Origin of the sequence: Trinickia fusca (assembly GCF_003628145.1) — a bacterium.
Classification (GTDB): Bacteria; Pseudomonadota; Gammaproteobacteria; order Burkholderiales; family Burkholderiaceae; genus Trinickia; species Trinickia fusca.
In genome coordinates this window covers 208,016-220,883 of record NZ_RBZV01000008.1, presented here as the reverse complement: position 1 = coordinate 220,883, position 12,868 = coordinate 208,016, and the positions used below count along the sequence as shown (strand labels likewise).

Genomic DNA, 12,868 nt, shown 5'->3' with positions numbered 1-12,868 from the left:
CGCAGGTCTCCTGGCGTGAAGTGTTCAGCAGGCGGAACTCATGCCGCCGCGCGCGTTTCACATGCTGCGTCGAGCGCGGCCGGCCATTGGGCGCGCAGCGTTGCGACGACGTCGCGAATGTCGCCGTCGCCGGATTCGAGCGTGACGATCGCGAGCGCGACGAAATCGGCGTTGTCGCGTGCGATCGCATGGACGAACCGCCGCTCAGCGGCGAGCCACTCGAAGCCGCGCGCTTGCAACGCGCCGTCGCGCAGGCCGAGCGCGCGCGCGGTGGCCGCGATGGCATCGTCGAGCGGCTTCGCCCCGACGCGAACGTCCTGCGGCGAAAAAAGGCGATCTTGTGCGACGCCGAGCATCACGGCTGCCGCGAAGCGCTCCGGCTCGGGCAATTGGGCTGGCGGCGCGCTGCCGAACACCGAGTCGATCCACGTATGGAACAGGTCGATGCCGTACGCCCAACGTGCGAGCCACCATATCTTCATGCCCGCCGGACGACGGTTCGGTTCGACGACCGCCGCGCGCAGCCCGTCGTCGCTGAGCTTGATTTCGTTGTGGAACGGTCCGTCGCATTGCCCGACGAGAAGATTCGCCGCACGTCCGGCGCGCACGAGCGTGCGCTGCTCGTGTGCCTCGAGCCGCGACGGCAGAATCTGCGCGACCTCCACCGGATAGCGCCCGGTCGCGCTCACCTTCTCGGTGATGAATGACAGCGCGCCGATGCCGTCGAACGAGAACTCGCGCGCGTAGGGAATGAACGCCTCGCAGATCACCCCCCCATGCAGATACGGCGCGACCTCGCTGAACGCTGCGTCGAGACTGTCGCCGTCACGCACGACGACGACCCCGCGATTGTTGCCCTCGCACGATGGCTTGACGACGAAGCCGTCCGGGTGGTCCGCGCAAAAGCGCTGCAGATCGTCGACCGACTCGGCTTGTGCATAGTCCGGCACCATGACGCCCTGCGCCTCGAGTATTTCCCGCGTGCGATGCTCCGCGACGCGATACTCGTGCTTGCTGAACGCTCCCGCCGCGAGCGACGCGCAATCGACCGCGAGGTCGAGCCGTTCGAGCAGTTCGGCTCCGCTTTGCACGGCGTTGTCCGAGAACACGATGCCCGCGCGCAGACGTCCCGAGAACCGGGCGAGCCGCTCGAGCGCTGCTTCGACGAAGCCGTCGGCAAGCGGATCGAGGTCGATCACATGGTCGCAAATGCGTGCGACACGTTCGCTCGGAGCGGGGCGAATCAACACCGTCCCCGCACCGTAGCGCTCGCGTGCGTAGTGCGCCATATGAGCGACATCGTCGATACGGCTCAGGTTGTAATCGACAATCAGCAACAAACAAGATGGTTGGATTTTCATGGTCATGCCCCCAGTGCCGGCTCAGCAAGCCGGTAACGCACCTCAATCGCATCAGCCGACGCGGCCAGCATCGTGTCGAGCTCGGCATCACGTTCGACGCGGCTCATCGACCACAACAGCTGCCCGAGGAACACCTCACGCGAGGCCGGATCCACCTCGTCGCCGGCCTTCAGCAGGACCTGTGTGACGACGGGCGTGCGCGGCAGCGCCTTGAGGCTGATGTCTTCGATCAATCCGGGCGACGCGAAATAGACTCTGAAGAACGTTGCGTTCGTGCCCGGCGCGTCGCCCTGTTCGCCGTACGCGAGACGCGCGAGCTGTTCCGTCAGCTGGGCTTCGCGCTGCTCGAGCAGCACGCCGAGCCACAGCTCGAGCAGGTTGGCTTCGCTGTTCAGCGCTTTCACGCTCGGCGAAATCAGGCTGCCGCCGACGCGCGGATTGATTTCGATCAGGTCCCAGCGCTTGCCGTCGAAGCGTGCTTCGACGTGAAAACATCCCCAATCGAGCGACAGGTGCGCGAACACCGCCTCGAGCCACGCGATACCGGCCGTGCATTCGCTCGGGCTCAGCGACACGGGCGGGCTCGTGCAGCTGTCCTCGAGCACCGTGCCATTGGCCTCGGTCAGTTCGCATTTCTCATGAATCGCGACGACGAATCTGCGCCCTGCAGCGACCAGCACCTCGAAGCTGTATTCGGTGCCGCTCACGTACTCCTCGGCGATGAACTCGATGCGCGCACCGAGCGCCGACGCGTAGACGGTATCGGCCCGCGCCTCGTCGGCGATCGCCTCGAGCGAGGCCCACGTCGTCTGCGGCGTGAGCCGGAACGCACCGTATGACGCGATACCGAACATCGGCTTCACGAAATGCGCGCTGCCGCTTTCCTGCAACTGCCTCAGCACCGCGGGCGTGAGCGCATGGGCGGTACGGCTCGACAGGCCGGCCGCGCGCAGCGTGTTGCGCACTTGAAGCTTGTTGCGCAACGTCGCGACACGCGCGGGCAAGAGGTCGGCGACGCCGAGCAGCGCGTTCGCATGCGCCATCAACTCGCGATACCCCTCCCATACCGAAATGCAAGCGCGCACGCGCACACCCCTTGCTTGCAGCAGCGCCAACGCGCGCTCGACGTCTTGCGTCGACAATTCGTGCGCATCGGTCGCAAATGCGTCCGCTGCGAGCGCGCGCAGCGCGTCGATGCGATCGGCATGTTCCGGCAACGGTCGGGACGACAGCACATACGCTTGAAGCTGCCGCTGGCCGATGGCCGCGACGAGATCCTCGACGAACGAATAACCGCAATGACTCAGAATCAGGACGCCATCAGCCAGCATGTCGGCTCTCCGGTTAGGCCGCCGCTTTCAGCGTCGACTCGATCTTGTCTTCGTACAGCTCCTTGAAGTAGAGCGCGAGGACCGTCTGATGCTCGGACAGGTAGCGTTTGAGCGCTTCGACTTCATCCTTGTCGCGCAGCAGATAGCGGATCGCCGCCCAAACCTCGCCCGGGTGATCGTCGTTGATGTCGGTGTGCGAGTGCGAGATCTGGCCGCCGATGTTCTGCTCGCCGACCGAGTCCTTCAGCGCGGCGATCTTGCGCGGCTCGAGCTTCACGTTCACATACTCGACCAGGTACGAATACGCGACGACCCCCAGCGGCCCCTCGTGATCGAGCAGATACGAGAAATAGCCGGTCAACAGCTTGGTCGACAGGTACGGCTCCGTCGCGAGGAACGTCTCGCGCGACACGCCGGCGCGCTCGAGATCCTGAATGAAAAGATCGTCGTGCAGCATCTCTTCGCGTTCGTAGTTGGCCCAGATCTGAGCGGCTTCCGGGCTACGCTTCGCAATCTCGGCGAGCGCCTTCGATTCCGACACGCGAAGCAGACGAATGCGCCACGCGGTTTCGATGAGGTGACGACGGTAGTATTCGCTGTCGATCGTCTTGCCCTCGAGGTGCGCGGCGTACGGCACAGTCTCGTACCACGTGTCGATCTGGCGATCGATGAGCGCATCGATCTCGGCGCGCAGCTGGGCGGAAGCCGCTGCGTTCAGGAACGGCGTGCGGTTTTCCAGTCCCGCATTTTTAACACGGTTACTCATGAGGAGTCCTCTATATATAAGAGAGTGGGGAGACAGACAACAAGCGAAACGTTCTTTAGTTCAGTTGCTTGGCGCAGCGACTGCTTGCACGGTTGCCGCCCCGGTCAGACGGCACTGACAAGCGAGCCTGAAGCGCTGGTCCGGATAGCCCAGCCTGTGAAGGAAGGCGTCCTCGCTATCCTGGCGATTGCCCAGATTCGTGACGCCTTCCAGCACTTCGATGACACAGGCGCCACATGCGCCAGCCCTGCATCCGAACGGAATCGACTCCTGTCCGTGCAGTTCGAAATCGAGTTCCGTCAACGCGGCGTTATTGGGCAGCCATACTTCGATTCCCTGCGGCATCAGTGTGAGCCTGTGCATCGCTTCATCCCTCCATGTTCATATCAGTCACCACCTGGCAGCTTCGCCATCGCGGTGGCGGCACCGGTGTATCCGGTGTGTGTAATGTATGAAAACACCCGACTGAATCGTTAGCGTTTTTGTCCCAACCGACCAACGATGCGTTTCTGATTACATGACGGCCCGCCCTGTCCTCGCGCAGGCGAACGGCTGTGTAGGCCGTCGACTCGAAGAGGCCGCGCACGTGGGACGTACCGTCAAACCATTGAGACACCCGGGCTAACGACTCCGCGAGCCATTCAGTACATTTCGCCTCATCCTCAGCATGCTGGTCTGGACGCACAGTTGGACCACATGCTCGCGGTCATTCAACTGGTCTGGACCACGTAGTCTTTCCAATCCCTAGCCTGGAGTGATGAGCATGACCACGCAAGTCAACCTCGAAGCCACCTCGAACACCTTCCACTCGGCGCACGACGTCGAAACGGCGGACACGCCTCGCTGCAATACGCTCGAAGCGCAGAAGAAGCTGAATACGTTCTATCTGCGCGAGCTGGCGCCGCCGAGCGCGTACGACACGATTCCCCAGCGCGACGAATACGAGGAGATCCTGACGATCGAGAGCGAGTGGAATCTTCACGAAGAGTCGCGTCTCGACCTGTCCAATCTGCCGCAGAACGCCGCGCAGCTCGAAGAGTGGTACTACGAGCTGCGCCGCACGAACCGGGAGGCCGTTGCGCCGTTTTTCCGCTTTCTTGCCGAAGAGTCCTCGCTCGAGCAGCTCGCGTTCTACGTTTGCCTCGAGGCTCAGGTAGATGGCCGCTTCGACGACACGATCGCGCTTTCGCAGATCGGCATGCTCGGCGACATGAAGCTCGCCATCGCCGAGAACTTCTGGGACGAGATGGGCCTCGGCAATCTCGAAGGCATGCATACGCTGCTGTTCGGTAAAGCCGAGCCGCACTTCCGCCAGTATCTGACGCGCTTCGATTCGTCGATTCTTTCGTCGGCGCTCGCGTTGAAGAACGGCAATCTGCTCTCGATGTACGCGCTGCGCCGCTGGTACTGTGTCCGGTTGCTCGGCACGCTGACGCTGCTCGAGGACACCGTGCCGTACCGCTTCTCGAAGATGGTGAAGGGCATGCGTCGTCACAAGGTGCCCGAGCAAGTCATCGAGTACCACGTGCTGCATACGAAGATCGACGTGGTTCACGGCAACAGCCTCGTCAAGCGCGTGCTGCTGCCGCTCGCGACGCAGAATCCCGCCGCGATCCGCGACATCTGCATCGGTTGCCTGATCCGCTTCAACGTCGAGAAGGACTACTACGAAGGGGCGGGCGTGGTGATGGAGAACATGCGGCAGTCGCTCCAGTGATGACGGCGCGGGCTCGTCGCCCGCGCTCGTCGCCGCATCTCACTTCCCACCAAGCGATCACGCAACGAGACCTCATCATGAGCCTTGAGCACTTATCCGCGTTGGACCGCGCCTCGCAGACCAGCGCGGTCCAAGCCCGCGCGTCGCTGTCTTGGCCTGTCACGCTCCTGTTCGCCGTGACTGCCGGCTTCGCGGTCGCCAACGCCTATTACGCGCAACCGTTGCTCGACACGCTGGCCCGTCAGTTCGGCATCACGCGCGCCGCGGTTGGCAGCCTCATGACGGTGACGAACATCTGCTACGGCCTTGGACTGGTGCTGCTCGTTCCGCTCGGCGATTTGTGGGACCGGCGCAAGATGATCATCGGCCAGTCCGTCGCGGCTGCGCTCGCTCTGCTCGCGATTGCCACGGCCTCGAACGCGCAGGTGCTTTACGTCGGCATGGCGCTCATCGGCTTTCTCAGCGTGTTGACGCAGATTCTCGTGTCGTTGGCCGCAGGGCTTGCCGAACCTTCGCAGCGAGGGCACGTCGTCGGCACCGTGACGAGCGGCATCGTGCTCGGCATCCTGCTCGCGCGAACCTTCTCCGGAACGATTGCCGATCTCGCGGGCTGGCGCGCGGTCTATTTCACGTCGGCCGGCGCCACGTTCGTGCTCGCCTGCCTGCTGTTCCGCGCGCTGCCGCGTCATCGCTTGCCGCGCGTCGACACGTCGTATCCGCGGCTGATCACGTCGGTGTTTTCGCTGTTTGCGCAAGAGCCGGTGTTACGCGTGCGCGGCTTTCTGACGTTCCTGCATTTCGCAGCGGCTATGACGCTATGGACGCCGATGGTGCTGCCGCTCAGCGCGCCGCCGCTATCGTTGTCGCACACCGAAATCGGGTTGTTCGGCCTCGCGGGCGCAGCGGGTGCGCTCGGCGCGTCGCGCGCGGGTCGGCTCGCGGACCGCGGCTACGCGCAATGGACCTCGGGCATCGGCCTCGTGCTGATGCTCGCGTCCTGGCTGCCGACAGCGCTCGTCATGCATTCGCTCGCGGCGCTCGTGGTAGGCGTCGTCGCGTTCGACCTGGGCTTGCAGTCCGTACACGTCACCAATCAAAGCCTGATTTTCGCGGTGCGGCCCGAAGCGCGCAGTCGTTTGGCCGCTGCCTACATGCTGTTTTATTCCGCTGGCTGCGCGACCGGATCGATCGCGTCGACGTTCGTCTACGCTCGACTGGGTTGGACCGGCGTCTGCGCACTGGGCGCCACGATCAGCACGTGCGCTCTCCTGTTCTGGCTCGCCACGCTGCGTCCACGCGCGTCTAACGTGTAGCGCGGTTGGCCAGTCCTCTTTCCTCCACCTCGATAGCCTATAAAAAATGGACGCCAAACTCTCACATGACCTTGTCGGAATCGAAGGAGTACTGACGCGCACGCTCGATCACGCGCTCGATGTGCTTGACCGCATCGACGAGCGCCCGGCCGCGCTTGCGCCGACCCCCGTCACGCCCCAGCCGTTGCCGGAGCACGGACTCGGCTTCGATAGCGCGTTCGACGATTTCCAAAAGCGCTGGGCACCGGGATTCTCCGGCAGTGCAGGGGCGCGCTACCTCGGCTTCGTGACGGGCGGCGCGACGCCGGCCTCCATCGCCGGGGACTGGCTGACCAGTGTCTACGATCAGAATCCGACCGCGGGCATCGACAGCGCGGCGCCCGATCTCGAGCGCGAAACCATCGCGAGGCTGCGCGAGCTATTCGGGCTTTCCAATGCGCAGCAAGGCGTGTTCGTCAGCGGCGCGACGATGTCCAATCTCGTCGGCCTGGCGATCGGCCGCGAATGGCTCGGCGAAAACTGCCCGAACCGCGTCGATATTTCGGAGCACGGCGTCGGCATGCTGCCACCGATCCGAGTGCTGTCGGGCACGCCGCATTCGAGCATCTACAAAGCGCTGTCGGTGCTCGGGATCGGCCGTCGCGCCGTCCAGAAGATCGCGACGCTGAAAGAGCGTGAAGCCGTCGACCTCGATGCGCTCGAGACCGCGCTCGAGCGCTTCGAAGGCGAGCCGGTGATCGTCGTCGCGAACACGGGCACCGTCAACACGGTCGATTTCGACGCGCTGCCGGCCATCGTGGAACTCAAGTCGCGCTACTCGTTCTGGCTGCACGTCGATGCCGCGTTCGGCGCATTCGCCGCGCTCTCGCCCGATCATGCATCGCTCACGCGCGGTCTCGATGGTGCCGATTCGATCTGCATCGACCTGCACAAGTGGTTGAACGTGCCCTATGACGCGGCGGTGCAGTTCAGCCGCCGGCGCGACTTGCAGGTGCGCGTTTTTCAAAACAGTTCGGCGTATCTGGGCGTGCCCACCGACAACCCGGACTTCGTCCATCTGACGCCGGAAAACTCGCGCCGTCTGCGTGCGCTCTCGACGTGGTTTGCGCTCGCCGCTTATGGTCGCGACGGTCACGCCGAGATCGTCCGCCGCAACATCGCGCTCGCGCATCGGCTGGGCCGCATGATTGCGGAGCAGCCTGGCCTTAAGCTGCTCGCGCCCACCCGCCTCAACGTGGTCTGCTTCACGCTTGCCGAGCAACCCGACGAAGCGCGCATCGGTGCTTACATGCTCGCGGTGCGCGATCTGGGCGACGTTTTCATCACGACGACGGTCTACGCCGGCACATGGGGCCTGCGCGTGGCGTTTTGCAATTGGCGCACGGGCGAGCGGGACGTGGACCGCATCTTCCAATCGCTGGTCCGAGCACTGGGGTGATCGCCATGAACATACCAACTCAGCCCGTTGGGGAGCAACGAGGGACGTTGATCGCGATCGGCGTCGGTTGTGTTGCGGTGGTGGGCGGCGCGCTCTGGATTCAGCACGCGCTGCACGAAGATCCGTGTCCGCTCTGCATCATCCAGCGCTATCTGTTCCTGCTGGTTGCCGCGTTTTCGTTTGCGGCTGCTGGAGTCGGACGCCGCGTGCGGCTATGGCGTGCGCTGGCGCTGGTATCGGCGCTAGCCGGTGTGATCGTGGCTGGGCGGCACGTTTACGTGCAGTCCCATCCGGCATTCAGCTGCGGCTTCGATGCGCTGCAGCCGATCGTCGACAGTCTGCCTCCCGCGCACTGGCTGCCGGGCGTGTTCAAGGTCGCGGGGCTGTGCGAGACACCGTATCCGCCGATCCTGGGGTTGTCCTTGCCGATGTGGGCACTCGCGATATTCGCGGCATGTGCGCTGCTGCTCGTCTCGAGCATGGCTCAAGTTCGGGCGCAGCTCAGTAGTTGAGTTGAATCGATTGGCCCGCCGCCCTACGCGCGATGCGGACGCATTGACCATCAGCGTCCGCATCGTGCATGGGTCGCGGGCTTTCGACCTTACTCCGCGTCGTCCTTCAAGCTCGGCAGGGCCGACGATTCACCCGGCGTGAGCAGGCCGACCTGCGAGTAGATGCGCAGCTTGTCGCGCGTATCGGTGATGTCGAGGTTGCGCATCGTGAGCTGGCCGATACGGTCGCGCGGCGAGAACGTCGACGCCACCTTTTCCATCGACAGGCGCTCGGGGTGATACGTGAGATTCGGCGACTTCGTGCTCAGGATCGAGTAGTCGTTGCCGCGGCGCAGTTCGATCGTCACTTCGCCCGTGATCGCACGGGCGACCCAGCGTTGCGCCGTCTCGCGCAGCATGATCGCTTGCGGATCGAACCAACGGCCTTGGTACAGCAGGCGGCCGAGGCGTCGGCCGTTGTCGCGGTATTGCTCGATCGTGTCTTCGTTGTGGATGCCCGTCACGAGACGCTCGTAGGCGATGTGCAGCAGCGCCAGCCCCGGGGCTTCATAGATGCCGCGGCTCTTCGCTTCGATGATGCGGTTTTCGATCTGATCGCTCATGCCGAGGCCGTGACGGCCACCGATGCGGTTCGCTTCGAGCAGCAGTTCGACGGCATCGGTGAAGGCCACGCCGTTGAGGGCGGTCGGGCGGCCTTCCTCGAAGCGCACCGTCACTTCTTCCTTCGCGATCTGCACGTCGTCGCGCCAGAACGCGACGCCCATGATCGGATTGACGATCTTGATGCCGCTTTCGAGGCTTTCGAGGTCCTTTGCTTCATGCGTTGCGCCGAGCAGGTTCGAATCGGTCGAATAGGCCTTCTCGGCCGACATCTTGTATTCGAAGCCCGACTTGCGCATGAACTCCGACATTTCCGTGCGGCCGCCGAGTTCGTCGATGAACGCCTGGTCGAGCCACGGCTTGTAGATCTTGAGATCGGGGTTCACGAGCAGACCGTAGCGATAGAAACGCTCGATGTCGTTGCCCTTGTAGGTGCTGCCGTCGCCCCAGATGTTGACGCCGTCTTCCTTCATCGCGGCGACGAGCATCGTGCCCGTCACGGCACGGCCGATCGGCGTGGTGTTGAAGTAGGTGACGCCGGCCGTCGAGACGTGGAATGCGCCACATTGCAGCGCGGCGATGCCTTCGGCGACGAGCTGCGCGCGGCAGTCGATCAGTCGTGCACCTTCGGCGCCGTACTGGATCGCGCGCTTCGGGATCTGGTCGTAGTCGTCTTCGTCCGGTTGACCGAGGTTGGCCGTGTAGGCATAGGGGACGGCCCCCTTGAGCCGCATCCAATGCAGCGCGGCGCTGGTATCGAGGCCGCCGGAGAATGCGATGCCGACCTTCTGTCCGGCCGGAAGACTTTCAAGAATCGTGGACATGAGAATAAGTCGCTGAACTGAATTGACGTATTGGGAAAGCTGTGCCGAATGTGCGAGTTTAGCTGGGCGCGGGATCGCCGCCAGATCTGAGGGCTCGGCGACAGGTCGTGTCTGTCGGCGAACGATCGTTCGGGAAAGGGGGGTGTCCTTTGCCTTGGTGCTCAGATCAATGGCGCGCTGCGCCTCAGCCGGAGCGCTCGGTAATCCTGAACTATACCCGTTGTTACGCTGAGCACCGTGGAATCCGGAATCGCATGCCCCCAAAAGCGGGCCTGGCCCCGGTCCAATGCCCCGCTGTCATGTGTTCGGTCACTCTTCGTGGCTCACGACAACCAGAATCTCCGCCTGCGTCGCGCCCAGGCTGCGCGTGCGATGCGGGATCAGCGCATTGAAGTAGACGGAATCGCCGACCTTGAGTCGCACTGTTTCATTCGGAAACTCGATCTCGACTTGCCCTTTGTGCACGAACAGCAATTCCTCGCCCTCGTGCTCGCGGCCCCCCGACGCAGCGAACTCCTGCGGCGGGTAGACGATGAACGGCAGCATCTTTTTCGGGGCGACACTCGCCGCGATGCTCGCAAACGCATGCGTGCGGCCGGCGGGCGCGGCACGCCGATCGGCGGCGCGGGTGACGGTGATCAGGTCGGGATCTTGCGTGTCGGAGAACAGTTGCTCCACCTCCACATCGAGCGCCTTCGATAGCTTCAGCGCGACCGCGATCGACGGCACGCTGACGCCGCGCTCCACCTTCGACAGATAGCTTTTGGTCAGGCCGCTGGCTTCGGCCAGGACGTCTAGCGTCCAGCCTTTCTGCTTTCTCAGGAGTTTCAGACGAATCGTCATGGGCTTGCACGAGGCTTTCAGAAACACCGATTGTACTTTATGACACAACATGTCATATAATCCACGAGGTGTCTTGCTGGGGCCGCGCCAGCTCTGCGCATAGCGCATGACACACGCGCGCCACGTTCAATCATTTCGAGGGGAGGGGTATGGCTGACACATTGAGGATGCCAAAGGCGGCGCTCGTCGAACTGGCGACGCAGCGCCTCGAGGGCGAGGTTTGGGGCGAGGCGTGGTCCGCGCGGCAGAAGCTCGCGCTCACCTGCCGGATCCTGTTCGATGCGGGTCACGATTCGGGTCTGGCCGGACAGATCACCTGCCGCACCGATGCGCCGGGCACGTATTACACGCAGCGCCTGGGCCACGGCTTCGACGAGATCACGGCATCGAATCTGCTGAAGGTCGACGAGGATCTGGCCGTGGTCGAAGGCGAGGGCATTCCGAATCCGGCCAATCGCTTCCACACATGGATCTATCGCGAGCGTCCGGACGTGAACTGCATCATCCACACCCATCCGGCCCATGTCGCTGCACTGTCGATGCTCGAGGAGCCGCTCGTCGTCTCACATATGGACACCAGTCCGCTCTATGACGACTGCGCGTTCCTCAAGGACTGGCCGGGCATCCCCGTCGGAAACGAGGAAGGCGAGATCATCGCGAACGCGCTCGGCGACAAGCGAGCGATTCTGCTGTCGCACCATGGCCAGCTCGTCGTCGGCACGACGATCGAAGAGGCGTGCATCCTGGCGCATCTGATCGAACGTGCGGCACGGCTGCAATTGCTGGCGATGTCGGCGGGGACGATCAAGCCGATTCCACCCGAGCTCGCACGCGAAGCGCACGATTGGATCTCCACGCGCAAACGCGACGCGGCGGCATTTGCGTATTACGCGCGCCGCGCGTTACGCACGCATGCGGGTTGCCTCGACTGAGCGGCCGTTGGGGGGAGCGTGTACCGCACCGTGTGAAGGTGGCGAATCCCCCCGCTTACGCGCTTACGATACCTCCTCCTCCTCGCGCTTGAGCAATTCGCGCTTGCGCTCGACGCCCCAGCGATAGCCCGACAGGCTGCCGTCGCTTCGAATCACGCGATGGCAAGGTATCGCAACTGCGATAGTGTTCGCGCCGCACGCTTGCGCGACGGCGCGCACCGCCTTCGGCGCGCCGATGCGCGCCGCGATATCCCCGTACGTGACCGTTATGCCGGCAGGAATCGCACGCAGCGCTTCCCATACGCGCTGCTGGAACGCTGTGCCGCGCACATCGAGCGGCAGGTCGTGACCCAGCGACGGCGCCTCGATCAGGCCGATCACCCTGGCGACGAGCTGCTCGTAGGCGGCGTCGCCGCCGATCAGGTTGGCGCAGGGGAACTGATCCTGCAAATCCTTCAGTAGCGCGGCGGGATCGTCGCCCATCAGGATCGCGCAGACGCCGCGCTCGCTTTGCGCGACAAGGATCGAGCCGAGCGAACATTCGCCGATGGCGAAGTGGATGTCCGTGTCGACGCCGCCGGCCTTGAACGTCGACGGCGTCATGCCGAGCACGTTGTCGGCCGTCTCATAGAACCGGCTGTTCGAGTTGAATCCGGCGTCGTAGATCGCCTCGGTGACGGATTGACTTTCGGCGAGGAGGTCCCGGACTTTCTTCGCGCGATGCCCGATCGCATAGCGCTTCGGCGTCAGGCCCGTCACGGACTTGAACACGCGGTGGAAGTGGAACGGACTCAGGCCGGCCTCGCGCGCGAGCTCGTCGAGCTGCGGCGGGTTGGGCGCGTTTTCGATGAGCCTGCACGCCTGCGCGACGAGGCGCGCGTGATGCGCCGCCACGTTCGTCGGGGCCGCGGCCGCGCGCTTGCTGGGCCGATACCCGGCCGCCTCGGCCTGCTTCGGGCTATCGAAGAACACGACGTTCTCGGGCCTTGGCAGTCGCGACGGACTGCCCGGATGGCAGTAGACGCCCGTCGTCCGCACGCCGTAGACGAACGCGCCGTTCGCCGCCGGGTCGCGCGCGAGAATCATCGCCCAGCGTGGGTCGTGGGTGACGTCGTGCGTGCCGGCGGCAAGCACGGCATCCGGTTTGGAACGTGTTTTCATGTCGGGGTCACGCTCTACTCAAATGGCGTCGACGAGACTCTACGCGGCGGGCAAGACGGTCGCGCTCCGA

12 protein-coding genes are annotated in these 12,868 nt (G+C 64.0%); 5 read left to right on the top strand and 7 right to left on the bottom strand.

All coding sequences use genetic code 11. The features are described from left to right. Nucleotides 1-38: 38 nt before the first annotated feature. Genes D7S89_RS18910 through D7S89_RS18895 form a run of 4 tightly spaced genes read right to left on the bottom strand, consistent with a single transcriptional unit; the run spans nucleotide 39 to nucleotide 3,821 of the window. The gene (locus D7S89_RS18910) at nucleotides 39-1,361 is read right to left on the bottom strand and encodes an ATP-grasp domain-containing protein (protein ID WP_121279801.1); all 1,323 of its coding nucleotides are present in this window, start codon (nucleotides 1,359-1,361) and stop codon (nucleotides 39-41) included. A gap of 2 nt (nucleotides 1,362-1,363) precedes the next feature. Beyond that, a complete protein-coding gene (locus D7S89_RS18905) occupies nucleotides 1,364-2,692 on the bottom strand; it encodes an ATP-grasp domain-containing protein (RefSeq protein ID WP_121279799.1) in 1,329 nt (442 codons plus the stop codon). A 13-nt stretch (nucleotides 2,693-2,705) separates the two neighbouring features. Beyond that, nucleotides 2,706-3,458, bottom strand: coding sequence for a hypothetical protein (locus tag D7S89_RS18900; RefSeq protein ID WP_121279797.1), 753 nt, complete (start codon nucleotides 3,456-3,458; stop codon nucleotides 2,706-2,708). 60 nt (nucleotides 3,459-3,518) lie between these two features. Further along, nucleotides 3,519-3,821: a 2Fe-2S iron-sulfur cluster-binding protein gene (locus D7S89_RS18895; protein WP_121279795.1), complete on the bottom strand. Its 303-nt coding sequence runs from the start codon at nucleotides 3,819-3,821 to the stop codon at nucleotides 3,519-3,521. A 400-nt stretch (nucleotides 3,822-4,221) separates the two neighbouring features. Here D7S89_RS18895 and D7S89_RS18890 point away from each other — a divergent pair, with 400 nt between their 5' ends. From D7S89_RS18890 to D7S89_RS18875, 4 genes are all read left to right on the top strand, one after another. Then, nucleotides 4,222-5,175 carry an iron-containing redox enzyme family protein gene (locus tag D7S89_RS18890; protein WP_121279928.1) on the top strand — a complete coding sequence of 318 codons (954 nt, stop codon included), beginning with the start codon at nucleotides 4,222-4,224 and terminating at the stop codon, nucleotides 5,173-5,175. A gap of 77 nt (nucleotides 5,176-5,252) precedes the next feature. Next, nucleotides 5,253-6,488, top strand: a complete 1,236-nt coding sequence (locus D7S89_RS18885) for an MFS transporter (protein WP_121279926.1) — start codon at nucleotides 5,253-5,255, stop codon at nucleotides 6,486-6,488. A 46-nt stretch (nucleotides 6,489-6,534) separates the two neighbouring features. Next, nucleotides 6,535-7,926 (top strand): pyridoxal phosphate-dependent decarboxylase family protein, encoded by a 1,392-nt coding sequence (locus D7S89_RS18880; RefSeq protein WP_121279793.1) that lies wholly within the window; start codon nucleotides 6,535-6,537, stop codon nucleotides 7,924-7,926. A gap of 5 nt (nucleotides 7,927-7,931) precedes the next feature. Then, the gene (locus D7S89_RS18875; RefSeq protein WP_121279924.1) at nucleotides 7,932-8,438 is read left to right on the top strand and encodes a disulfide bond formation protein B; all 507 of its coding nucleotides are present in this window, start codon (nucleotides 7,932-7,934) and stop codon (nucleotides 8,436-8,438) included. 89 nt (nucleotides 8,439-8,527) lie between these two features. Here the strand turns inward: D7S89_RS18875 and argG are convergent, their stop codons facing one another. Then, nucleotides 8,528-9,862 (bottom strand): argininosuccinate synthase, encoded by a 1,335-nt coding sequence (argG, locus tag D7S89_RS18870; RefSeq protein ID WP_121279789.1) that lies wholly within the window; start codon nucleotides 9,860-9,862, stop codon nucleotides 8,528-8,530. A 309-nt stretch (nucleotides 9,863-10,171) separates the two neighbouring features. Continuing rightward, nucleotides 10,172-10,705: a helix-turn-helix domain-containing protein gene (locus D7S89_RS18865; RefSeq protein WP_121279787.1), complete on the bottom strand. Its 534-nt coding sequence runs from the start codon at nucleotides 10,703-10,705 to the stop codon at nucleotides 10,172-10,174. A gap of 149 nt (nucleotides 10,706-10,854) precedes the next feature. Here D7S89_RS18865 and D7S89_RS18860 point away from each other — a divergent pair, with 149 nt between their 5' ends. Beyond that, on the top strand, nucleotides 10,855-11,637 hold the full coding sequence (locus D7S89_RS18860) for an aldolase (protein WP_121279785.1): 783 nt from the start codon (nucleotides 10,855-10,857) through the stop codon (nucleotides 11,635-11,637). A gap of 63 nt (nucleotides 11,638-11,700) precedes the next feature. On the opposite strand, the gene ada is transcribed toward D7S89_RS18860, so the two are convergent. Next, nucleotides 11,701-12,798, bottom strand: coding sequence for a bifunctional DNA-binding transcriptional regulator/O6-methylguanine-DNA methyltransferase Ada (gene ada, locus D7S89_RS18855; protein WP_121279783.1), 1,098 nt, complete (start codon nucleotides 12,796-12,798; stop codon nucleotides 11,701-11,703). Nucleotides 12,799-12,868: the final 70 nt, after the last annotated feature.

Coding starts and splice junctions, on each gene's coding strand:
- D7S89_RS18910 (WP_121279801.1), bottom strand. CDS start 1,361: ATGAAAATCCAACCATCTTGTTTGTTGCTGATTGTCGATTACAACCTG.
- D7S89_RS18905 (WP_121279799.1), bottom strand. CDS start 2,692: ATGCTGGCTGATGGCGTCCTGATTCTGAGTCATTGCGGTTATTCGTTC.
- D7S89_RS18900 (WP_121279797.1), bottom strand. CDS start 3,458: ATGAGTAACCGTGTTAAAAATGCGGGACTGGAAAACCGCACGCCGTTC.
- D7S89_RS18895 (WP_121279795.1), bottom strand. CDS start 3,821: ATGCACAGGCTCACACTGATGCCGCAGGGAATCGAAGTATGGCTGCCC.
- D7S89_RS18890 (WP_121279928.1), top strand. CDS start 4,222: ATGACCACGCAAGTCAACCTCGAAGCCACCTCGAACACCTTCCACTCG.
- D7S89_RS18885 (WP_121279926.1), top strand. CDS start 5,253: ATGAGCCTTGAGCACTTATCCGCGTTGGACCGCGCCTCGCAGACCAGC.
- D7S89_RS18880 (WP_121279793.1), top strand. CDS start 6,535: ATGGACGCCAAACTCTCACATGACCTTGTCGGAATCGAAGGAGTACTG.
- D7S89_RS18875 (WP_121279924.1), top strand. CDS start 7,932: ATGAACATACCAACTCAGCCCGTTGGGGAGCAACGAGGGACGTTGATC.
- argG (WP_121279789.1), bottom strand. CDS start 9,862: ATGTCCACGATTCTTGAAAGTCTTCCGGCCGGACAGAAGGTCGGCATC.
- D7S89_RS18865 (WP_121279787.1), bottom strand. CDS start 10,705: ATGACGATTCGTCTGAAACTCCTGAGAAAGCAGAAAGGCTGGACGCTA.
- D7S89_RS18860 (WP_121279785.1), top strand. CDS start 10,855: ATGGCTGACACATTGAGGATGCCAAAGGCGGCGCTCGTCGAACTGGCG.
- ada (WP_121279783.1), bottom strand. CDS start 12,798: ATGAAAACACGTTCCAAACCGGATGCCGTGCTTGCCGCCGGCACGCAC.